The following is a 21,745-nucleotide window of genomic DNA, read 5'->3' as shown; positions in this document are numbered from 1 at the left end:
CGACGCGGGTTCTGCCAGCCGCCTGCCCTACCGGGAGACCCTGCATGACCCTGTCCGATCCGCGCCGCGCCCTGCTTCCGCTTGCCCTCGCCCTGGCCTGCGCCACCCCCGCCCTGCCCGCACTGGCGCAGGGCCTGCAGACCTCGTTCGAAGCGGGTGAGCCGGCACCGGACAAGGCCGGCGGCACCCTGCAGGTGCAGATCGGCAACGGCCCGGCCGAGCCCTATGCCGCCAAGCCCAACGTCGGCTACAGCGGCCTGCGCGCCCTGCACTACCAGGCCGCCGGTGGCACCGCGCGGCGCGAGCTGTTCAGCACCGACCTGGCCATCGATGCCGATACCACCCTGTCCTGGCTGGTGCTGCCGGAGATCGTCGGCAAGGACACCGTGGCCTCCACCCATGTCTCGCTGGACCTGCGCCTGGACGATGGCAGCCGCGTTTCCGCCAGCAGCGCGCGCGACCAGCACGGCATCGCGCTGGGCGCACGCGCGCAGGGCGAATCGAAGACGCTGTACCCGCAGCAGTGGGCACGCAAGGCGGTGCGCCTGGGCGATGTGCCGGCGCTGCGCGGCCGCCGCGTGGTCGCCATCGAACTGGAGGTGGCCAGCGCCGACGGCGCGCCGGTGTCCGGCTGGATCGACGACGTGCGCCTGGATGCGCAGCCGCGCACCGTGCCGCAGCGGGTTTCGGACTGGGTGCTGACCACCCGCGGCACCCAGGCCAACGGCACCTTCTCGCGTGGCAACAACTTCCCGGCCACCGCGGTGCCGCACGGCTTCAACTTCTGGACCCCGGTGACCGATGCCGGTGCACTGAACTGGCTGTACCGCTGGAACGAGCAGAACGATGCGAAGAACCGCCCGCAGCTGCAGGCACTGGCACTGAGCCACCAGCCCAGCCCGTGGATGGGCGACCGCCAGACCTTCCAGGTGATGCCTTCGGCCAGCCGCGGCGTGCCCGAGGCCGACCGTGGCAAGCGCGCGCTGTCCTTCGACCGCAGCCATGAAAGCGCGCGGCCGTACCGCTACGACGTGCGCTTCGACAACGGCATCGCCGCGTCCATCGCGCCGACCGACCATGCCGCACTGTTCCACTTCGCCTTCCCCGAGGGCGGTGATGCCAACCTGCTGTTCGACAATGTCGATGCACGTGGCGGCCTGACCCTGGATGCGGCCACGCAGACCCTCAGCGGCTACACCGACACCCGCAGCGGGCTGTCCAACGGCGCGACCCGCATGTACGTGGTCGCCCGCTTCGACAAGCCGTGGCGCAGCAGCGGCCGCATCGACACCGGCCGCCCCACCGGCTACATCAAGTTCGACGCCGGCAGCGACCACCAGGTGACCATGCGCATCGCCACCTCGCTGATCTCGGTCGAGCAGGCGCGGCACAACCTGGAGCTGGAAATCGCCGCCGCCGACACGCTCGACAGCGTGGCCGGCCGCGCGCAGGACGCCTGGGACGCGCGCCTGGCCCGCTTCGACATCGGCAATGCCAGCGACGATGCCAAGACCACGCTGTATTCCAGCCTCTACCGCCTGTACCTGTACCCCAATTCCGGCCACGAGAATGCGGGCACCGCCGCCGCGCCCGACTGGCGCTATGCCAGCCAGGCCAGCGCCGAGGACAACAACACCGACGGCAGCGCCACCCGCAGCTTCGCGCCGGTGCGCGATGGCCAGGTGTACGTCAACAACGGCTTCTGGGACACCTTCCGCACCACGTGGCCGGCCTATGCGCTGTTCACCCCGGACGATGCCGGCAAGCTGGTGCAGGGCTTCATCGAGCAGTACCGCGCGGGCGGCTGGATCGCGCGCTGGTCCTCGCCGGGCTATGCGGACCTGATGGTCGGCACCAGCTCGGACGTGGCCTTCGCCGATGCATGGCTGAAGGGCATCGGTGGTTTCGACCCGGCCGAGGCCTATGCCGCCGCGCTGAAGAACGCCACCGTGGTGCCGCCGGACCGCCATGTCGGCCGCAAGGGCATGGACCGTTCGACGTTCCGCGGCTATGCCAGCGCCGACGTGCATGAAGGCATGTCGTGGACGATGGAAGGCGCGTTGAACGACTTCGGCATCGCCAACATGGCCGAGGCCCTGGCCAAGCGCGCGACCAGCAAGGCCGCCCGCGAGCGCTACACCACCGAGGCCGAGTACTTCCGCTATCGCGCGGCCGGCTATTCGACCCTGTTCGACCCGGCCGCCGGTTTCTTCCAGGGCCGCAAGGCCGATGGCAGCTGGCGCCTGGATGCCAAGGCCTACGACCCGCGCGTGTGGGGCTACGACTACACCGAATCCAACGGCTGGACGTTCGCGTTCACCGCCGCGCACGACGGCGAAGGCCTGGCCGCGCTGTACGGCGGCCGCGACAAGCTGGCGGCCAAGCTGGACACCTTCTTCTCGACCCCGGAAACCGCCGACCCGGCGCTGGCCGGCTCCTACGGCGGCACCATCCACGAAATGACCGAGGCGCGTGATGTGCGCATGGGCATGTACGCGCACAGCAACCAGCCGGCGCACCACATCCCGTGGATGTACCTGTACGCCGGGCAGCCGTGGAAGACCCAGCAGCACGTGCGCGAGATCCTGTCGCGGCTGTATGTCGGCAGCGAGATCGGCCAGGGCTACCCGGGCGATGAGGACAACGGCGAGACCTCGGCCTGGTACGTGCTGGCCTCGCTGGGCCTGTACCCGCTGCGCATGGGCGCGCCGGAGTACGTGATCGGCTCGCCGGCGTTCGAGCACGCCCGGGTGGAACTGCAGGGCGGCGCGGTGCTGACCGTCAACGCGGCCAACAACTCGGCGCAGAACGTCTACGTGCAGTCGCTGAAGATCAACGGCAAGCCGTGGACGAAGACCTGGGTGCCGCACGAGGTGATCGCCAAGGGCGCGACGCTGGACTTCGTGATGGGCCCGCAGCCGTCGCGCTGGGGCAGCGGTGCCGACGATGTGCCGCGTTCGCTGACCGCACCCGGCAAGCGCCCGCAGATGCTGCATGACCTGCTCGGCAATGGCGCCCGTGCGGCGCTGGCCGATGGCCGTGCCGTGCCGGCGCTGCTGGACGACGATGCGACCACGGCCGTGCCGCTGGGCGCCGGTGCCACCATTGCACTGAGCGCAGTGGGCGATGGTGCACCGACGATGTACACGCTGACCAGCGGCGACGGTGCGATCCGTGGCGGCAGCTGGACCCTGGAAGCGCGCAGCAATGGCGGCGCGTGGGTCGTGCTGGACGAACGCAGCGGCGAGACCTTCGACTCGCCCCGCCAGACCCGTCCGTTCCGCATCGCCACGCCTGCCCGGCATGCCGAGTACCGCCTGCGCCTCGGCGCGCCGGGACGCCTGGCCCTGGCCGAGATCGAACTGCTCGCCCCCGCCTCCACCCTGGCCCGTTGAGGAAACCGATGACTGCGTTCCGACTGCTGCTGTCCGCCACCGCCCTGTCTGCCGCCCTCGCCAGCATGCCTGCGCATGCCCTGGAGACCACCGAGATGCGCCAGGGCGTGACCCTGCACTACACCGACGCCACCGATGCGCTGGATGCACCGATGCGCGCGCGCATCATCGAGACCTTCTTCTCGGCCTACCTGCGCGAGCGGGCGGATTTCCATCCGGCCGCGCCCAGCCGGGTCGGCATCGTCATCGACCCCGGCTACGACGGCGTGGCCTATGTGGGGGACAAGGAGAAAGCGGCCACCATCACCATCAACCCCGGCTGGCTGGCCAAGCATCCGGCTGACCTGGACCTGGTGACGCACGAAGCGATGCACATCGTGCAGGGCTATCCCAGCTACGGCGACCAGCAGGTGCCGGGCTGGCTGGTGGAAGGCATCGCCGATTACGCGCGCGACCGCTACGGCATGGGCAATGCCGCCGCCGGCTGGGCGTTGCCGCAGAAGGTCGGCGCGGGCCAGACCGTGGAAAGCGGCTACCGGGTGACCGGCGCGTTCCTGAAGTGGGCCGAGGGTGGACATCCCGGCCTGGTGCTGGCGCTGGACAAGGCGCTGCGTGCCGGCCAGTACACCCCGGCGCTGTGGCAGACGCACACCGGCAAGGCACTGCCTGCGCTGTGGAGCGCGTACGCCGGGCCGCGCGCGGATGCGCCGACGGCGGCACCGGCTGGACACGGCAAGCGCTGACCGCAGGTAGCGCCGGGCCATGCCCGGCGGAATGCCTGATCCGCCGCGCTGCGCGCTCGCCGGGCATGGCCCGGCGCTACCCGATCCCTTTCCGCCAGGCGGAAACAGAAACGCGCCCCGTAGGGCGCGTTTCTGCAGCTGTCGCGGGAACGAGGGCTTACGCCTTCTTTTCCGCTTCCAGCTGCTTGCGGATCTGTGCATCGACGGCGGCGATCGCGGTCATGTTCAGCACGCGGCGCGAGGTCGCGCTGGTGGTGAGGATATGCACCGGCTTGTTCACGCCCATCAGGATCGGGCCAATCGCCACGCCGTCGGTGAACACGCGCACCAGGTTGTAGGCGATGTTGGCCGCTTCCAGGTTCGGCAGCACGAACAGGTTGGCACGGCCCTGCAGGGTCGAGCCCGGCAGCAGCTTCTGGCGCAGGGCTTCATCCCATGCGGTGTCGCCCTGCATTTCGCCGTCCACGTTCAGGCGCGGGTTGCGCTTGAGCAACATCTCGCGCACCTGGCGCATCTTCAGCGCGTCCTTCGAATCGTGGCTGCCGAAGTTGGAGTGCGACAGCAGCGCCACCTTCGGCTCGATGCCGAACAGCTTCATGCGGTAGGCGGCCTGCAGGGTCGCCTCGCACAGCTGCTCGGCGGTCGGGTCTTCCTGCACGTGGGTGTCCACGAAGAAGAACACGCCCTGCTGGTTGATCACGCCGGTCATGGCCGAGGTCGAAGTGACCTTCGATTCCAGCGGCAGCACGCTGCGCACGTAGCCCAGCTTCTTGTGGAAGCGGCCGACGATGCCGGTCAGCATCGCATCGGCTTCGCCACGGGCCACCATCACGGCGGCGATCAGGGTCGGGCGCGAACGCATCAGGTTCTTCGCCGCGGCCACGGTCACGCCGCGGCGGCCGGTCAGGCCGTGGTAGTACTGCCAGTATTCGTTGAAGCGCGGGTCGTCATTGATGTTGGTGACTTCAATGTTCTCGCCCACCTTCAGGCGCAGGCCGAGGCGCTCGATGCGCGATTCGATGACGTCCGGGCGGCCGATCAGGATCGGGTGCGCCAGGCCTTCGTCGACCACGTTCTGCACTGCCTGCAGCACCACTTCTTCTTCGCCCTCGGCGTAGACCACGCGCTGCTTGTCGCTGCGCGCGCGGTCGTAGACCGGCTTCATCATCAGGCTGGTGCGGTAGACGAACTGGGCCAGCTTGTCGCGGTAGGCGCCCATGTCGGCGATCGGACGGGCGGCCACGCCCGAATCCATCGCGGCCTGGGCCACGGCGGCCGACAGCTCCACCAGCAGGCGGCGGTCGAACGGACGCGGGATCAGGTATTCACGGCCGAAGCTCGGGGTATCACCGCCATAGGCCGAGCCCATGTCGGTGGCCGCACGGCGGGCCAGCGCGGCGATGGCGCGCACGCAGGCGATCTTCATTTCCTCGTTGATCGCGGTGGCGCCGACGTCCAGCGCGCCGCGGAACAGGTACGGGAAGCACAGCACGTTGTTGACCTGGTTCGGGTAATCCGAACGACCGGTGCCGATGATCGCGTCCGGACGGGCGGCGCGCGCCAGTTCCGGCATGATTTCCGGGGTCGGGTTGGCCAGGGCGAAGATCACCGGATCCGGTGCCATCGTCTTGACCATCTCGGCGGTCAGGATGCCCGGGGCCGACAGGCCCAGGAAGATGTCCGCGCCGTCGACGATCTCGGCCAGGGTGCGCTTGTCGGTGTCGCGCGCATAGCGCTGCTTTTCCGGGTCAAGGTCGGTACGGCCGGTGTGGATGACACCCTCGCGGTCGAAGGCCAGGATGTTCTCCGGCTTCAGGCCCAGCTGCACCAGCATGTTCACGCAGGAAATGCCGGCGGCGCCCATGCCCGTGGTCGCCAGCTTCACTTCCTCGATCTTCTTGCCGGTGATGGCCATGGCGTTGAGCACCGCTGCGCCGACGATGATCGCCGTGCCGTGCTGGTCGTCATGGAACACCGGGATCTTCATGCGCTCGCGCAGCTTGCGCTCGACCACGAAGCATTCCGGGGCCTTGATGTCTTCCAGGTTGATGCCGCCGAAGGTCGGCTCCAGCGAGGCGATGATGTCGACCAGCTTGTCCGGGTCGGTCTCGTCCACTTCGATGTCGAACACATCGATGCCGGCGAACTTCTGGAACAGCACGCCCTTGCCTTCCATGACCGGCTTGCCGGCGAGCGCGCCGATGTTGCCCAAGCCCAGCACCGCGGTGCCATTGGAAATGACCGCCACCAGGTTGCCGCGCGCGGTCAGCTCGCTGGCCTGCTGCGGGTCCGCCTTGATCGCTTCACAGGCGTACGCAACGCCCGGCGAATACGCCAGCGACAGGTCGCGCTGGGTCAGCATGGGCTTGGTTGCAGAGACCTTGATCTTGCCCGGCGGGGACATCCGGTGGTAATCGAGGGCGGCCTGTTTGAAATCTTCGTTGGACATCGACTTGGATTAATGAATGGGCAAGGGGGACAGGGGATGATACCCCCGTTGGAGGGCCTGGACCTGTCGCTATCCTGTCGCAATCATGCTGCGACCGCACAATTCCGTGCCGTATGCGACGGGTCCGGGGACCAGCTTCGGCGTTGCCCATGACAGCCATGGGTCGCCTTGAAACGTTGCGGGGCCGCGCCACTCACGTGACCGGCCCCGCAGTACCACACACCTGTGTCAGCCCTTGGCGGGCAGTGCCTCCGGCACGGCATCGACCGGCGGCGGCAGCTCGCTCTCGCGGCCGTCCAGCGCCAGCTTCAGGCGGTCACGGTCCAGCGCGCCTTCCCAACGCGAGACCACCACCGTGGCCACCGCATTGCCGATGAAGTTGGTCAGCGAGCGGCATTCGCTCATGAAGCGGTCCACGCCGAGGATCAGCGCCATGCCGGCCACCGGCACTTCCGGCACCACGGCCAGGGTGGCGGCCAGGGTGATGAAGCCGGCACCGGTGACACCGGCCGCGCCCTTGGAGCTGAGCATGGCGACCAGCAGCAGGGCGATCTGGTGGCCCAGGGTCAGTTCGGTGTTGGTGGCCTGGGCGATGAACAGCGCCGCCAGGGTCATGTAGATGTTGGTGCCGTCCAGGTTGAACGAGTAGCCGGTGGGGACCACCAGGCCGACCACCGACTTGCTGCAGCCGGCGCGTTCCATCTTCTCCATCAGCGACGGCAGCGCCGATTCGGAGGACGAGGTGCCCAGCACCAGCAGCAGTTCGGCCTTCAGGTAGCGGGCCAGCTTGAACACCGAGAACCCGCACAGGCGGCAGACCACGCCCAGGATGACGGCCACGAACAGGAAGGCGGTGAGGTAGAACGAACCCACCAGCCAGGCCAGGTTGATCAGCGAGCCCACGCCATACTTGCCGATGGTGAAGGCGATGGCACCGAAGGCACCGATCGGGGCGGCCTTCATCAGGATGTGCACCAGCTTGAACACCGGGGCGACCAGCGCCTCCAGGAAGTTCACGATCGGCTTGCCCTTCTCACCCACCGAAGCCAGCGCGATGCCGAACAGCACGGCCACGAACAGCACCTGCAGGATGTTGCCATCGACGAAGGCGCTGATCAGCGTCTTCGGGATGACGTCCATCAGGAAGCCGACCAGGGTCAGGTCATGCGACTTCTCGACGTAGCTGTGGACCGCGGTCTGGTCCAGCTCGGCCGGGTTGATGTTCATGCCCGCGCCGGGCTGCACGACGTGCGCCACGATCATGCCCACGATCAGGGCCAGGGTGGAGAAGAACAGGAAGTACGCCATCGCCTTGGCGAAGACGCGGCCCACCGTGCGCAGGTGGGTCATGCCGGAGATGCCGGTGACGATGGTCAGGAAGATCACCGGCGCGATGATCATCTTCACCAGGTTGATGAAGGCATCGCCCAGCGGCTTCATCTTCTCGCCGATCAACGGCTCGTAGTGGCCGAGGACGGCGCCCAGGATGATCGCCACGATCACCTGGAAGTACAGCTGGCGGTAAAGCGGCAGCGGCTTGCTGGGCAGCGCCGGGGTGGTCGGGATGTGCATGGCGGACTCCGGAAGGGGAGAGTTCTGTCGCGAACGGCCCCTGATGGCACAGGGACCGCCTCCGTGGATCTGGCCGCAGGCCCGGCACGGCGTGTGCGGAGGTGCGACCAATGGACGCCTTTGTACGCGCCGGGCACGCCAGCGCAGATAACCTATTGGTACTAGCCCCCCGGTTCAGGTGGCGCGGGTGCCTACACTGGCGCCGTACCGCCTGTCCCGGGCACGGCCGCCGGCCCGACCTGAACGATCGGGCGCCCCCCTGCGAAAGTTCCGGCCATTGCGGCCGTTGTTGTCCTGTCCACACGCATCCGAGAGAGAGAGCCGCACCACCATGCGCCCGATTCCGACCCTGCTGGCCCTGTCGCTGGCCACCCTGCCCGCCTTCGCTTCCGCCGCCGATTTCGACAACTGGCCGACCAAGTACGCCTTCAGCGACGGTACCGAGCTGGCGGCCACTGCCAACATCGCCTACGACTACAACGACTTTTCCTCGGCCAGCGGCATCGAAGACGATGACGCGGTGCGTCGCAAGGAATTCGGCGCGACCCTGAAGAAGAAGGGCGTGTACGACGCGATGGTCTATTACGATTTCCAGGCCGACACCTGGCTGGACGTGTTCGTGCGTTTCGAGAGCAAGGCCTTTTTCGGCCGTGACGTCGGCCGTTTCCGCTTCGGCTACATGAAGACCCCGGTCGGCCTGGACGCCAACACCTCCTCGCGCGCCGGCAGCTTCCTGGAGACCGCGCTGCCCGTGCAGGCCTTCTACGCAGGCCGCCGCACCGGCGTGGAGTGGGTGCTGGAACGCCCGCAGTACCTGCTGCAGGCCGGCGCTTACGGCGGCAAGGACCTGCAGGGTGACAACCCGGGCACCACCCAGGCCGTGCGCGCGGTCTGGACCCCGGTGAAGGCACCGGGCGATGTGGTCCACCTGGGCCTGGCCTATTCGCAGGAAAACCCGCGCGGCTACAGCGACGGCCGCGACGTGCACCACGAAGCCAGCGCCCGCCTGCGCGCGCGCCCGGAAGCCGGCCTGACCGACATCCGCCTGGTCGACTCCGGCGCCCTGGTCACCGCCGACCAGATCCGCCGCACCGGCCTGGAAGGCATCTGGATCCGTGGCCCGTTCTCGCTGCAGGCCGAAGCCCTGCAGGCAACGGTGACCCGCAAGGGCCTGCCCGACTACACCGGCAATGGCGAGTACGCCATGGCCAGCTGGGTGCTGACCGGCGAATCGCGCCCGTACAACGCCGGCGCGGTGGCCAACATCAAGCCGGCCCACAGCTACGGCGCGGTCGAGCTGCTGGCCCGCTACAGCCGCCTGGACCTGGACGATGGCAGCATCCTCGGCGGCCGCCAGCACGACCTGACCGTGGGCGCCAACTGGTACCTGACCAGCCACTTCAAGTTCCAGGCCAACTACGTGAAGGTCGATGCCAGCCGCCGTGGCGTGCACAGCACCCCGGAAATCTTCGAACTGCGCGCGCAGATGCACTTCTGATCCCTTCCACGGACCAGAAACCGGCGGGCGTGCATGCCACGCCCGCCGGCCCTGCGTAGACTGCCGCCATGTACTGGCTCAGCCGCCACCGGATGCTGTTGCTGACCATCGCGGTGATGGTCGGTGGCACCGTGCTGTGCGCGATCGCTGCTGGCCACTTCGCCTGGCGGCGCGCACTGGCCGCTGAAAGCAACCAGGTGCAGCGCCAGCTGCAGCTGTACGGCCAGGGCCTGCAGCAGCGCATCGACCGCTTCGGCACCCTGCCGCAGGTGATGGCGCTGGACCCGGACCTGCTGCAGGCGCTGCGCGCGCCGTTGACACCGGCCGCAACGCAGCGCCTGAACCTCAAGCTGCAGCGCGCCAACCAGGTCACCCGCACCTCGACCCTCACCCTGGTCGGCCGCAATGGCGTGGCCGTGGCGGCCAGCAATTTCGACCAGCCCTCGACCAACGTCGGCGAGGACTACGCCTACCGCCCCTATTACCAGCAGGCGCTGGCGCACGGCCGCGGCCGCTTCTACGGCATCGGCATGACCACCGGCGTGCCGGGCTACTTCATGTCCGAGGCGATCGTCGATGGCGATGGCCAGCGCATCGGCGTGATCGTCATCAAGATCGAGCTGTCCGCGCTGGAACAGGAGTGGCTGGGCAGCCCCGACGTGGTACTGGCCAGCGACAACCATGATGTGGTGTTCCTGGCCAACCGCGATGAGTGGCGCTACCGCCTGCTGCGCCCGCTGGGCGCGGACGAGCGCCGCGAGATGCTCGATGCCCGCCAGTACGCCGACCGTTCGCTGCAGCCGCTGCGCGTGCGCACCGAGGACGTGCTGGCCGATGGCGGGCGCATGGTCCGCCTGCTCGACCCGGCCCTGCCGCAGGCGATGCTGTGGCAGACACTGCCGCTGCCCGACGAGGACTGGAGCCTGCACCTGCTGCATGATGCCGGCGGTGCGGCCAGCGCGGGCCGCGCCGCCGCAATGGCCGGTGCCGCCGTCTGGCTGGCGCTGGGCTTCCTGGTGCTGTTCGTGCAGCAGCGCCGGCGCCTGTCGCGGCACCGCCAGCGCAGCCGCAGCGAGCTGGAAACCCTGCTCAAGCAGCACGCGCAGGAACTGCGCACCGCCCAGGATGGCCTGCTGCAGGCCGCCACCGATGCCGACAGTGGCCTCAGCCGCAGCCTGGAACACCTGCCGCAAGGCGTGGTCATCATCGATCGCGAACTGCGCCTGGTGGCATGGAATTCACGCTACATCGAGCTGTTCCGCTTTCCGCAGGGGCTGGTCCGCGTGGGCCGGCCCATCGAGGAGCTGTTCCGCTTCAACGCCCGCCGCGGCCTCCTCGGTCCCGGGCCCATCGACGATGCCATCGAGCGCCGCCTGAACCACCTGCGCAGCGGCCGCCCGCACATGCGCGAAAGCGAGAAGGACGACGGCACGGTGCTGGAAATCCGCGGCAACCCCCTGCCCGACGGCGGCTTCGTCACCAGCTACGCGGACATCACCAGCTACAAGAACGCCGCGCGCGAACTGCGCTCGCTGGCCGATGCGCTGGAACACCGCGTGGCCGAGCGCACCCATGACCTGGACGAAGCACGCCGCGAAGCCGTACAGGCCAACCGCTACAAGACCCGCTTCGTCGCCTCGGCGGTGCACGACCTGCTGCAGCCGCTCAATGCCGCCCGCATGTTCGTCTCCGTGCTGCGTGCCCGCCTGAGCGGTGAAGCACGCGAACTGAGCGAGCACGTCGATGCCGCACTGGCCGCGCAGGACGCCATCCTCAACAGCCTGCTGGACATCTCGCGGCTGGAATCGGGCTCGCTGCAGACCCGCGTGCGCACGTTCGCGCTGTCGCCGCTGCTGGAAACCCTGGCCCGCGAGTTCGGCATCGCCGCACAGAGCCGCGGCCTGCAGCTGCACTGGGTCGACACGCGCGCCGTGGTGGTCAGCGATGAAGCACTGCTGCGCCGCATCCTGCAGAACTTCCTGTCCAACGCCTTGCGCTACACCCCGCGCGGGCGCGTGCTGATCGGCTGCCGCCGCGTGGGCGACCAGCTGCGCATCGAAGTGCACGACCAGGGGCCCGGCATTCCGGAAAGCCTGCAGGGCGAGATCTTCGAGGAATTCCGTCGCCTGAACGATGGCGTCGAACAGGAACGTGGCGCCGGCCTGGGCCTGGCCATCGTCGAACGCATCGGCCGCCTGCTGGGCCATCGCATCAGCCTGCGCTCCACCCTGGGCAAGGGCAGCGTGTTTGCAGTGAGCGTGGCGCTGGGCCATGCCGACGATGTGGCCGCGCCGGCACCGCCCCCCATGCTGGCGGCCGAACCGTCCGACGACAGCCCGCTGCGCCAGTGCCGGGTGTGGAGCATCGACGATGACCCGCGCGTGTGCGCGGCCACGCGTGCCCTGCTGGAGCGCTGGGGTTGCAACGTGGAGCTGGCCGATGGCCCGCAGGGCGCGCTGGAGATTGCCAGTGCACTGAACGTGCCGCAGTTGCTGCTGCTGGACGTGCGCATGGGCCAGTGGCACGGCCCGGATCTGTACGAGGCGCTGTGTACGCTGTGGCAGGCACGGCCGCCGGTGATCCTGGTGACTGCCGAGCGCGATGACGCGCTGAAAGCCCATGCGGCCGAGCAGGGCTGGGGCTTCCTGCCCAAGCCGGTGCGACCGCCGGCGCTGCGCGCGTTGATGACGCAGCTGCTGTTGCGGCATCGCGGGTAACGTCGAGCGTGCTCGACTGCAGCCGCTCACGCTGCGCTGGAACATCGCTGCTGCGTCATGCACGTTTGATGCAACACACGGAAGTTCCCCTAGGAGCAAATGAGAATCCGCCTACTGACCGGCCGCACGAACGTGTCGGACAATCCATGACACCGCCGTTCGGCGAATGGGACCAGAGGCCGGAAGATGGGATCTGTTGCGATGGGAGGCCGCCTGGTCACCGCCGGCCTGACGGCGGCGGCGCTGCTTTGTTGCGGAGGCTGTTCCAGTGAAAACGAAGGCCATCCGGAGTCAACTCGGCCACATCCCGCAGTGCGTCAGGCATCAGGCCACACTGGCAACGAGTCCCGGGATGCAGATGAAAGCTCCCTCGTCAGTGCAGCGAAGCATAAGGCTTCGTCGGCCAACCCTGGCGCAGCGGGTTCGTTCGGGTATCTCCATGCGGAATCAAAGCTCGTGTTCAATGGAGGACTCTCCAGCCGGGAGGCGGGAGTGCTGCTGCGCTCCCACCGCAGCCTGTCCGATGCAATGGATCGCCTGTCACAGGAGTCGGCATCCAGTCCGGAAGCACAGGACCTGACCGGCCACCATCGTTCCTCTCTGGTGCGTGCAATGGGGAACAGTGCCGCGCTTGAGCGCTTGTCCTGCGGACTCAGCCTCTGCATCGGCGTCGCCCATGCCCGAAGCGAAAGCGACCATGCGGCATGGAATGACAGATTTGGAGCTGACCCTGCCGCGCTTACCTATAGCTACGTGGAAGCCGTCGAGGCCGTCGGCGGCGGATACGAAAGCAGATTCATTTTCTCCACCGACCCGGCGCTGAACTCGATCAGCGGTGACTGAGCCAGATGCAGCCGAGCGTGGGCTCGGCTCCACGTAGCGTCGAGCTTGCTCGACTACCGCTCTTGTAGAGTCGAGCTTGCTCGACTGGCCTGGCAACAGCAGTCGAGCAAGCTCGACTCTACAATGGAAGCCCCCTGTGCCAGGACGGCCATCCATGCCGAAATCCCCAAGAACAGACGTTCCCGTTGATCTGTTTGCCGCTGCGTGCGCTGCCAACGCACAGGCAACGGCTGCGTTTCTTGCTGCAGGCGCGGATGTACACGCCGTGGATGCCTTTGGATTCACCGCGCTGGAAAGGGCTGCATCCCGCCAGGACTGTGCGCCGATGGAAGACACCCTCGCGACCCTGCGCCTGCTGATCGATGCCGGCAGCCCGCTGGAACACGTCGGCGCTGGCGGTCGCACAGCGTTGTATCTGGCGGCAGAGTTCTCGCCTGACGGTCCCGAAGCAGTGCAGCTGCTGATTGATGCCGGCGCACGGCCGGATGTCTGCGATGGACACGGCAACCACATCGTGGAGAACGCCTAGTCTGCGCAGGTGAAGGCCTTGCTGTCCGCGCTGACCGGCCACGCCATTCCGGAGGTCATCGTGCTCAAGCCGGACCGGAAGATGTCTGCCGCTGCATGGAAACTGGCACGGGCAAAGATCGACGCGGCGTTCGCTGTTCTGGAATCGGCTGGGATCGTCACCACCGGCGGCCGCGGCGATACCCGCGACGACGCTGCCGACGACACCAACGAGCTGTTCTGGCAACGCGGCGGCACGGACGCGGGCCTGAAGGGGTTCTGCTTCTATTCCGGCGATGACATGAAGCGCGCCAAACGCACCAGCGATCTGGCCATTGGCTTCTGGGGCCCGCCCGACAGCGCTGCCATGGAGCGGATCGGCCAGGCCATCGTCGATGCCTTCGCCAGCGTGGGCCTGCCTGCCGAGTGGGACGGCACCGAACGCATGCGCCCCAGCATCGATCTGCGTTCCCTCAGTGCCTGACAGGCATCAGCCGAGCGTGGGCTCGGCTCTACAGGGCTCAGCGTCAGCCGAGCATGGGCTCGGCGCTGCAGGAAGCGGGTCAGATCCCGCCTGCGTCGCCTTCCGGCTCCAGTGCCTTCACCAGCACTGCGGCCTGGGTGCGGCTGTGGCACTCGAGCTTCTTCAGGATGGCGGTCACGTGCACCTTCACCGTGTTCTCGGCCAGGCCCAGTTCGTAGGCGATCTGCTTGTTGAGCAGGCCATCGGCCAGGCACAGCAGCACGCGGAACTGCTGCGGGGTGAGCTGAGCCAACCGCGCGGCCAGCAGCGCATCGGACTCACTGCGCTCCGGTGCCATCGCCGGGAACCACAGGCTGCCGTCGAGCACGGCCTGTACCGCCTGGCCGATCGTTTCGGCCGGGGCGGACTTGGGGATGAAGCCGGCCGCGCCGAACTGCTGGGCACGGCGGATCACCCGCGGGTGGTCGTTGGAGGAAAGGATCACCACCGGGATATCCGGATGCGAGCCACGCACGTGCAGCAGCGCGGAGAAACCGTGCGCGCCGGGCATGGTCAGGTCCAGCAGCACCAGGTCCACCTCGGGCTGGGCGTCGAGGGCTTCGGCCAGGGCGTCGGCGCTGGCCACCTCGCGCACCTGCGCCAGCGGCAGGCTCTGCCGCAGCGACTGCACCACCGCCGAACGCAGCAGCGGGTGGTCATCGGCGATCAGGATGGTGTATTCGCTCATGGCGCCATTGTACGTGCAGGCCGGCGCCGTCAGCGCCCCGCCGGCTCCACGCTGCTGCGCCAGGCATCGAGGAACTGCCGGCGCTTCAGCGCGTCCAGGTACACCAACAGCCCCGGGCCGAGCTGGATCGGGCGGCGGCTGCGGCCCGGTGCGTCGTCGCTGCGCGCATTGCCGGTGACGATCGGCATCAGCCGCGCCTCGCGTGAAAGCACCTGCTGGCCACGCGGCGACAGCAGGTAATCGAGGAAACGCCGCGCTTCCTCCGGGTGCGGCCCGGTACGCGGAATCACCGCTGTGCGCAGCACCACCAGGGTGTAGTCCTCCGGCTCGATGATGGCCAGCGGCGCACCGCCATCGATGCGTGCCTGTGCGTACGAACCCAGCACGTTGTAGACCAGCGACAGTTCCCCACTGGCCACCTTGTCCAGCAGCACGCCGGTGCGCTCCTCGCGCAGCACCGCGTTGTCGCCCAGCGCGCCCAGCAGCGCACCGGCGATGCTGCCGCGCTGCGCGTCCTGGGTGGCCAGCAGGTAGCCCACGCTGCTGCGCTCGATATCGTAGGTGCCGACCCTGCCACGCAGCGGCGTGCCCTCGGCGCGCAGCAGGTCCAGCAGCTGGCGGCGCGTATGCGGGGCCCGCGCGGCGGGCAGCCGGCGAGTGTTGTAGACCATCACCACCGGCTCGTAGCTGATGCCGAACGCCTCGCTGCGCCACTGGGCCCAGGCCGGCAGCGCCGCGGTCTGCGCCGAGCGGTGCGGCAGCGCGTGGCCGTCGTTCACCAGCTTGGTCTGCAGGTCCATGCCGCTGGAAATCAGCAGGTCCGGCGAGTCCGGCCCGGCCCGGTCGTGCAGGTAACGCGCGTACAGGTCCTGGGTGATGATGTCTTCGTACACCACTTCGGTGCCGGGGTGCAGGCGCTGGTAATCGGCGATGACCACGGCGAACACCTCGATATCGGTGCTGCCGTGGATGCGCAGCTGCGCGGTGGCCGGGCCCTGCGCGGCGAAGCGGCGCACATCGCCCGGTGCGGCCACGGCGGGCACGGCCAGCAACAGGGCGAAGGCGGCGACGATCAGGCGGATCATGGGCTGCTCCGGGGCAGGCGGATGGTGGCGACCAGGCCGCCCTGCGGGCGGTTGCTCAGGTCGATGTGGCCGCCGTGGCTGTCGACCACGCGCTTGACGATGGCCAAGCCCAGGCCGGCACCACCGGCGGGCGCACCTTCGCCACGGGCGAAGCGCTCGAACACGCGCCCGGCATCGGCCGCGGCAATGCCGGCGCCGTGATCGGCAATGGTCAGTACCGCCTGCCCGCCTTCCACGGTCAGCGCGATCTGCAGCGGGCCGTCACCGCCGTACTTCAGGGCGTTGTCGACCAGGTTCTTGATCGCCTCGCGCAGCAGCAGCGCATCGCCGTGCACCTGCACCGGCTCGGCGGTCATTGCCAGCTGCACGCGCGGCGCAGGCCCCGCCTGTGGCAATGCTTCATGCAGCGCCTGGTGCACGGTCTCGGCCAGGTCCACGGCAGCAAACCGCTGCAGGTTCGAACGGTGGATCACGCTGGCATCGCTGAGCAGCTGGTTGAGCAGGCGGCTCATGTGGGTGGCATTGCGCTCGATGGCCTGCAGGCTGCGCCGCATGTCGTCCGGGTCGTCGTCGTCCAGGGCCAGCTGCGCCTGCGCACGCAGCGCGGCCAGCGGCGTGCGCATCTGGTGGGCGGCCTCGGCCATGAACGCACGCAGCGTCTCGTTGCTGCTGGACAGGCGTTCCATGAAGCGGTTCAGTGCGGCCACCATCTGGTCCATCTCGCGCGGCACGCGCGCATCCAGCGGCTTCAGGTCGGACGGTTCGCGGCGCGACAGCTCGCGCTCCACCCGCACCAGCGGCCGGAACGCGCGGTGCACGCCGAAGGCGACCAGGGCCAGCAGCAACAGCGACAGCACGCCGATGGCCAGCAGCGCGCGGTTGACCATGTCCTGCGCCAGCGCCTCGCGCGCACGACGGGTCTGCCCGACCTGCACCTGCACCTCGCCCTGTGCGGAGGCTGCGGCGAAGCTGCGGCTGACCACTACGAAGCGCACGGTTTCACCGCTGTAGCCAGCGTCGAACAGCTGCGGCTGCGTGCCGGGCCGGCGCGGTGGCGCGGGCAGATCGCCGTAGCCGGTGATGAGGTTGCCGCGGCTGTCGGCCACCCGGTAGAACACGCGGTCTTCCGGTGCCATTGCCAGCAGGTCCAGCGCGGCGTACGGCAGGTCCACCTGCCACTGGCCATCGACAAGCGCCACCGAATCGGCGATGGACAGGGCCGAGGACACCAGCAGGTGGTCGTAGGAACGGTTGGCGGCGCGCTGGCCGTAATCGCGCGCGGCAAACAGCAGCGCCACCGCGAACACCGCCAGCAGCGTGCCGAGGTACAGCAGCAGGGTGCGTCGCAGCGATCCTGGCGCGGCCGGTGCGCTGCGTGCCTCAGCCATCGCCGTCACTGCTGCCGTCGCCGGCTTCTTCCAGCAGGTAGCCGACGCCACGCACGGTGGTGATGCGCAGCGGTGCACCGGCCAGTTTCTTTCTCAGCCGCCCCACATACAGCTCGATGGCGTTCGGCCCCGCCTCGTCATCGAAGCCGAACAGGCCGTTGCCGATCTCGTCCTTGCCGACCACCTGGCCCAGGCGGCCAACCAGGATTTCCAGCAGGCGGTATTCGCGGTTGGGCAGCTCGATCGGCTCGCCATCGACGCTGACGCGGTGCGCAGCGTTGTCGAACTGGAAGCCGCCCACCTGCACCACTTCGCTGGCCTGGCCGCGCGCACGGCGCAGCAGCACGCGGCAGCGCGCTTCGAATTCGCGGAAGTCGAACGGCTTCCCGAGGTAATCGTCTGCACCGACATCCAGTGCCTGCACGCGGTCCTCGATGCCATCGCGCGCGGTCAGCATCAACACCGGCGTGCTGTCGCCGCGCTCGCGCATGCCGGCCAGCACGCGCAGGCCATCCAGCTTGGGCAGGCCGATATCCAGCACCACCAGGTCGAAGCTCTGGTAACGCAGCACGCTGGCAGCGGCCAGGCCGTCGGCCTGCCAGTCCACCGCGTGCCCGCTGCGGCGCATGCGGCGGATGATGGCATCGGCCAGATCCGGATTGTCTTCGACCAGCAGCAGGCGCATCGGCGGGCAACGGAGGGACGCGGGGGGAAGCGAATGCTACCGCGTGCGGCGTGGTGGCGTGTGGCGGGCAATCCGCCGGGCATGGCCCGGCGCTACCGGGGATCGCGGCGCCGACGCATCCCGGGGCACCACCGCAGTGGTAGCGCCGGGCCGTGCCCGGCGAGCGCAGCGGCGGCATTTACGCTGCACCGCACAAACCGCTGACAGGACGATGACAGCTACGGCAACCCAGACTGCGGCCGCGCACCATCCGGTGCCCACGATTGCCGCGCGCCCGGCGCGCACCTGGGAGGGTTTGTGGAATTGAAGTTTGCCTGGCAGCGCCCCGCCGCCATGATGGCCCTGGCTGCGCTGGCCGCGCCGGCCTTTGCGGAAGACGACCGGCCCGTCACCGCCACCGTCGGCGGCCGCCTGCACCTGGATTTCGCCACGTTCGACAACGACGACCGTGGCACCCCGAACAAGGACGACACCGAGATCCGCCGCGCCTGGCTGGACGTGTCGGGCAAGTTCTTCGTGGTCGATTACAAGGCCGAGGCGGACTTTTCCGGTGACCGCGTCGAGGCCAAGGATGTCTACCTCAGCCGCAGCTTCGGCAAGGCCGGCAAGCTGACGGTGGGCCAGTTCAAGCAGTACTTCTCGCTGGACGACCGCACCAGTTCCAACTACGGCAGCTTCCTGGAACGCGGCAACGCCGGCACCACGCTGGCGCCGCTGTACCGCCTGGGTGCGTCCTGGCAGGCCAATCCGGGTGACTTCACCTGGGCCGCCAGCCTCTACAGCCTGGAGAGCATCGATGCCTGGCAGGTGAAGGGCCGCGCCGCCGGTGGCCGCGTCACCTGGGCGCCCTCGCCCAGCGATGGCGACGTGCTGCACCTGGGCCTGTCGCTGGCCCATGAGGCCTACGACAACCCCGGCAGCAACGGCACCCCGGGCCTGAAGATCCGCCCGCGCCCGGCCGGCCACCTGTCCGACGAAAGCCGCCTGACCCTGGTCGACTTCTCTGCCGGCCGCGATACCGACGTCAACAAGTGGTCGCTGGAATACGCGCAGGTGCGCGGCCCGCTGTCCTGGCAGGGTGAATTCAGCGGTGCCACCTTCGACGACGGCGCCCAGCGCGGCGATGTGATGGCCGCCTACGGCATGCTCAGCTGGTTCGTCACCGGCGAAAGCAAGGCCTACGACCGCAAGACCGGCCGCTTCGCCCGGGTGAAGGACATCCGCCACAAGGCCGGTGCCTTCGAAGTGGCGCTGCGCTACGACCAGATGTGGGGCGCCCAGCACCTCGACGGCGCGCCCGACCTGCGCCGCGGCAGCACCGCCGCCTGGACGCTGGGCGGCAACTGGTACCTGCGCGACAACCTGCGCTTCATGCTCGACCTGATCGAAAGCCGCAACCGTGACCGCCTGGCCGGGGTGACGCTGGACCGCACCCGCGCGGTCACCGGCCGCCTGCAGTTCGACTTCTGAGCCACGCACTCCCTCCCCCCCTCTTCAACCGCAGTACGCAAGGAGTCCGCAGATGATGCTGAGCATCCTCGGCTTTGGCATGGTCATTACGTTCATGTACTTGATCATGAGCAAACGACTGTCGCCGCTGGTCGCCCTGATCACGATCCCGATCATCTTCGCCCTGCTGGGCGGCTTTGGCGCCAACATCGACGAAATGATGCTGGAAGGCATCAAGAAGATCGCGCCGACCGGCGTGATGCTGATGTTCGCCATCCTCTACTTCGGCGTGATGATCGATGCGGGCCTGTTCGACCCGCTGGTGCGCATCATCCTGCGCTTCGTCAAGGGCGATCCGATGAAGATCGTGCTCGGCACTGCCGTGCTGGCGATGCTGATCTCGCTCGACGGCGATGGCTCGACCACCTACATGATCACCGTCTCGGCGATGCTGCCGCTGTACCAGCGCCTGGGCATGAACGCGCTGAACATGACCTGCGTGACCATCCTCGCCGGCGGCGTGATGAACCTGACCCCCTGGGGCGGCCCGACTGCACGCGCAGCCACCGCGCTGCACGTGGACCCGGCCGATGTGTTCGTGCCGCTGATCCCGTCGATGGTGATCGCCTGTGCCGGCGTGCTGCTGCTGGCCTGGTACCTGGGCATGAAGGAACGCCGCCGCCTGGGCGTGGTGACCCTGCCGCAGGGTGGCAGCTGGATGGACAACAGCGTGTCCGATGACAACAACGCGCTGCCATCGGTGGAAGACGCCGAGGACATCAAGCGCCCGAAGCTGCTGTGGGTGAACCTGGCACTGACCCTGGCCCTGATGGGCGCGCTGATCGCCGGCGTGCTGCCGATGCCGGTGCTGTTCATGGTCGGCTTCGCCATTGCCCTGGTCATCAACTACCCGAACCTGGCCGAACAGCGCCGCCGCGTGGTCAACCACGCCGGCAACGTGCTGTCGGTGGTGGCGCTGATCTTCGCCGCGGGCATCTTCACCGGCATCCTCAACAATACCGGCATGGTCGAGGCGATGTCGCACAGCTTCCTGGAGATCATCCCGAAGTCGTGGGGCCCGCACCTGGCCGTCATCACCGCCATCGCGTCGATGCCGTTCACCTTTTTCATGTCCAACGACGCCTTCTACTTCGGCGTGCTGCCGATCCTGTCCGAGGCCGCCGGCAACTACGGCATCACCCCGGTGGAAATGGCCCGTGCCTCGCTGGCCGGGCAGCCGGTGCACCTGCTCAGTCCGCTGGTGCCGTCCACCTACCTGCTGGTGGGCCTGGCCAAGGTCGAGTTCGCCGACCACCAGAAGTTCACCCTGAAGTGGGCGATCGCCATCTCGCTGCTGTTGATGGTTGGCGGCCTGCTGTTCGGCCTGTATCCCTTCGCATCCTGATCCGGACACCAAGGAGCCTTCTGCAATGACGCTTCGAATTGCTTACGTCACCAGCGGCATGGGCAGTGTCGGCACTGCCATCTGCCAGAGCCTGGCCCGTTCGGGCCATACCGTGGTCGCCGGCTGCGCCCCCAACTCGCCGCGCAAGGCCAACTGGCTGCGCGAACAGCGCGAACAGGGCTTCGATTTCATCGCCTCCGAAGGCAACGCCACCGACTGGGCCTCGACCTCGGCGGCCTTCGCCAAGGTACGTGCCGAAGTGGGCGACGTGGACGTGCTGGTCAACAACTCCGGCGGCAGCCGCGACCTGCTGTTCCGGCAGATGACGGTGGAGGACTGGAATGCGGTGATCGCCTCCAACCTCAACGCGCTGTTCAACCTGACCAAGCAGGTGGTCGATGGCATGACCACGCGCGGCTGGGGCCGCATCGTCAACATCGGTTCGGTCAGCGCCCACAAGGGCCAGATCGGCCAGGTGAACTACGCGACGGCGAAGGCGGCGATGCACGGTTTCAGCCGTGCCCTGGCTGCTGAAGTCGCTTCGCGCGGGGTCACCGTGAATACCTTGTCGCCCGGCTACATCGCCAGCCAGGCCATCAGCAGCTTCCCACCGGACGTGCTGGACCGGCTGGCCGCCTCGGTGCCGGTGCGCCGCTTGGGCCGGCCGGAGGAAGTGGCCGGCCTGGTGGCCTGGTTGGCCTCGGATGAAGCCTCGTATGTGACCGGTGCGGATTACCCGGTCAATGGTGGGTTGTACATGGGCTGAGGCGCCCATCCACGGACGGCGTGGATCTACTG

General features: G+C 68.3%; 16 protein-coding genes. 10 read left to right on the top strand and 6 right to left on the bottom strand.

Features of this window, described 5'->3' with window-relative positions; translation table 11 throughout:
- Nucleotides 1–44: 44 nt before the first annotated feature.
- Together QMZ26_RS12245 and QMZ26_RS12240 are read left to right on the top strand one after the other, a co-directional pair.
- Nucleotides 45–3,395, top strand: a complete 3,351-nt coding sequence (locus QMZ26_RS12245; protein WP_283221602.1) for a GH92 family glycosyl hydrolase — start codon at nucleotides 45–47, stop codon at nucleotides 3,393–3,395.
- Nucleotides 3,396–3,460: 65 nt separating this feature from the next.
- Nucleotides 3,461–4,138 carry a basic secretory protein-like protein gene (locus QMZ26_RS12240; protein ID WP_283221621.1) on the top strand — a complete coding sequence of 226 codons (678 nt, stop codon included), beginning with the start codon at nucleotides 3,461–3,463 and terminating at the stop codon, nucleotides 4,136–4,138.
- 157 nt (nucleotides 4,139–4,295) lie between these two features.
- Here the strand turns inward: QMZ26_RS12240 and QMZ26_RS12235 are convergent, their stop codons facing one another.
- Entirely contained in the window at nucleotides 4,296–6,587 is a 2,292-nt protein-coding gene (locus QMZ26_RS12235) for an NADP-dependent malic enzyme (protein WP_200734072.1), read from the bottom strand.
- A 228-nt stretch (nucleotides 6,588–6,815) separates the two neighbouring features.
- Entirely contained in the window at nucleotides 6,816–8,159 is a 1,344-nt protein-coding gene (locus QMZ26_RS12230) for a dicarboxylate/amino acid:cation symporter (RefSeq protein ID WP_079223214.1), read from the bottom strand.
- Between the two features lie 331 nt (nucleotides 8,160–8,490).
- On the opposite strand from QMZ26_RS12230, the gene QMZ26_RS12225 reads away from it, so the two are divergent.
- From QMZ26_RS12225 to QMZ26_RS12205, 5 genes are all read left to right on the top strand, one after another.
- Nucleotides 8,491–9,657 (top strand): porin, encoded by a 1,167-nt coding sequence (locus QMZ26_RS12225; RefSeq protein WP_079223216.1) that lies wholly within the window; start codon nucleotides 8,491–8,493, stop codon nucleotides 9,655–9,657.
- Between the two features lie 68 nt (nucleotides 9,658–9,725).
- The gene (locus QMZ26_RS12220) at nucleotides 9,726–12,374 is read left to right on the top strand and encodes a PAS-domain containing protein (RefSeq protein ID WP_283221601.1); all 2,649 of its coding nucleotides are present in this window, start codon (nucleotides 9,726–9,728) and stop codon (nucleotides 12,372–12,374) included.
- Between the two features lie 492 nt (nucleotides 12,375–12,866).
- Nucleotides 12,867–13,217, top strand: coding sequence for a hypothetical protein (locus QMZ26_RS12215; protein WP_283221600.1), 351 nt, complete (start codon nucleotides 12,867–12,869; stop codon nucleotides 13,215–13,217).
- A gap of 154 nt (nucleotides 13,218–13,371) precedes the next feature.
- Nucleotides 13,372–13,746, top strand: a complete 375-nt coding sequence (locus QMZ26_RS12210; protein WP_283221620.1) for an ankyrin repeat domain-containing protein — start codon at nucleotides 13,372–13,374, stop codon at nucleotides 13,744–13,746.
- Nucleotides 13,747–13,764: 18 nt separating this feature from the next.
- Nucleotides 13,765–14,208 (top strand): hypothetical protein, encoded by a 444-nt coding sequence (locus QMZ26_RS12205; RefSeq protein ID WP_283221599.1) that lies wholly within the window; start codon nucleotides 13,765–13,767, stop codon nucleotides 14,206–14,208.
- A 79-nt stretch (nucleotides 14,209–14,287) separates the two neighbouring features.
- Here QMZ26_RS12205 and QMZ26_RS12200 read toward each other — a convergent pair whose 3' ends face one another.
- The 4 genes from QMZ26_RS12200 to QMZ26_RS12185 are packed head-to-tail and all read right to left on the bottom strand — an operon-like array spanning nucleotide 14,288 to nucleotide 18,093.
- A complete protein-coding gene (locus QMZ26_RS12200) occupies nucleotides 14,288–14,935 on the bottom strand; it encodes a response regulator transcription factor (RefSeq protein ID WP_079223223.1) in 648 nt (215 codons plus the stop codon).
- Between the two features lie 29 nt (nucleotides 14,936–14,964).
- Nucleotides 14,965–16,020: an ABC transporter substrate-binding protein gene (locus QMZ26_RS12195; RefSeq protein WP_108747330.1), complete on the bottom strand. Its 1,056-nt coding sequence runs from the start codon at nucleotides 16,018–16,020 to the stop codon at nucleotides 14,965–14,967.
- Nucleotides 16,017–17,408, bottom strand: coding sequence for a sensor histidine kinase (locus tag QMZ26_RS12190; protein WP_283221598.1), 1,392 nt, complete (start codon nucleotides 17,406–17,408; stop codon nucleotides 16,017–16,019). Before QMZ26_RS12190 ends, QMZ26_RS12195 begins: the two co-directional genes overlap by 4 nt.
- A complete protein-coding gene (locus QMZ26_RS12185) occupies nucleotides 17,401–18,093 on the bottom strand; it encodes a response regulator transcription factor (protein ID WP_079223228.1) in 693 nt (230 codons plus the stop codon). The genes QMZ26_RS12190 and QMZ26_RS12185 overlap by 8 nt, the downstream gene beginning before the upstream one ends.
- A gap of 333 nt (nucleotides 18,094–18,426) precedes the next feature.
- Between QMZ26_RS12185 and QMZ26_RS12180 the strand changes: the two genes are divergently transcribed.
- The 3 genes from QMZ26_RS12180 to phbB are packed head-to-tail and all read left to right on the top strand — an operon-like array spanning nucleotide 18,427 to nucleotide 21,713.
- Entirely contained in the window at nucleotides 18,427–19,563 is a 1,137-nt protein-coding gene (locus QMZ26_RS12180) for a porin (RefSeq protein WP_079225366.1), read from the top strand.
- A 55-nt stretch (nucleotides 19,564–19,618) separates the two neighbouring features.
- The gene (locus QMZ26_RS12175; protein WP_283221619.1) at nucleotides 19,619–20,947 is read left to right on the top strand and encodes a CitMHS family transporter; all 1,329 of its coding nucleotides are present in this window, start codon (nucleotides 19,619–19,621) and stop codon (nucleotides 20,945–20,947) included.
- Between the two features lie 25 nt (nucleotides 20,948–20,972).
- A complete protein-coding gene (gene phbB, locus QMZ26_RS12170; RefSeq protein WP_283221597.1) occupies nucleotides 20,973–21,713 on the top strand; it encodes an acetoacetyl-CoA reductase in 741 nt (246 codons plus the stop codon).
- Nucleotides 21,714–21,745: the final 32 nt, after the last annotated feature.

The sequence above is a fragment of the Stenotrophomonas sp. PFBMAA-4 genome (genome assembly GCF_030053215.1).
Taxonomy (GTDB): Bacteria; Pseudomonadota; Gammaproteobacteria; order Xanthomonadales; family Xanthomonadaceae; genus Stenotrophomonas.
This window is presented reverse-complemented; position numbering and strand designations above follow the sequence as displayed.

Bases quoted from the DNA above. Each gene is read 5' to 3' on its own strand.
- QMZ26_RS12245 (WP_283221602.1), top strand. From the start codon at position 45: ATGACCCTGTCCGATCCGCGCCGCGCCCTGCTTCCGCTTGCCCTCGCC.
- QMZ26_RS12240 (WP_283221621.1), top strand. From the start codon at position 3,461: ATGCCTGCGCATGCCCTGGAGACCACCGAGATGCGCCAGGGCGTGACC.
- QMZ26_RS12235 (WP_200734072.1), bottom strand. From the start codon at position 6,587: ATGTCCAACGAAGATTTCAAACAGGCCGCCCTCGATTACCACCGGATG.
- QMZ26_RS12230 (WP_079223214.1), bottom strand. From the start codon at position 8,159: ATGCACATCCCGACCACCCCGGCGCTGCCCAGCAAGCCGCTGCCGCTT.
- QMZ26_RS12225 (WP_079223216.1), top strand. From the start codon at position 8,491: ATGCGCCCGATTCCGACCCTGCTGGCCCTGTCGCTGGCCACCCTGCCC.
- QMZ26_RS12220 (WP_283221601.1), top strand. From the start codon at position 9,726: ATGTACTGGCTCAGCCGCCACCGGATGCTGTTGCTGACCATCGCGGTG.
- QMZ26_RS12210 (WP_283221620.1), top strand. From the start codon at position 13,372: ATGCCGAAATCCCCAAGAACAGACGTTCCCGTTGATCTGTTTGCCGCT.
- QMZ26_RS12200 (WP_079223223.1), bottom strand. From the start codon at position 14,935: ATGAGCGAATACACCATCCTGATCGCCGATGACCACCCGCTGCTGCGT.
- QMZ26_RS12195 (WP_108747330.1), bottom strand. From the start codon at position 16,020: ATGATCCGCCTGATCGTCGCCGCCTTCGCCCTGTTGCTGGCCGTGCCC.
- QMZ26_RS12190 (WP_283221598.1), bottom strand. From the start codon at position 17,408: ATGGCTGAGGCACGCAGCGCACCGGCCGCGCCAGGATCGCTGCGACGC.
- QMZ26_RS12185 (WP_079223228.1), bottom strand. From the start codon at position 18,093: ATGCGCCTGCTGCTGGTCGAAGACAATCCGGATCTGGCCGATGCCATC.
- QMZ26_RS12180 (WP_079225366.1), top strand. From the start codon at position 18,427: ATGATGGCCCTGGCTGCGCTGGCCGCGCCGGCCTTTGCGGAAGACGAC.
- QMZ26_RS12175 (WP_283221619.1), top strand. From the start codon at position 19,619: ATGCTGAGCATCCTCGGCTTTGGCATGGTCATTACGTTCATGTACTTG.
- phbB (WP_283221597.1), top strand. From the start codon at position 20,973: ATGACGCTTCGAATTGCTTACGTCACCAGCGGCATGGGCAGTGTCGGC.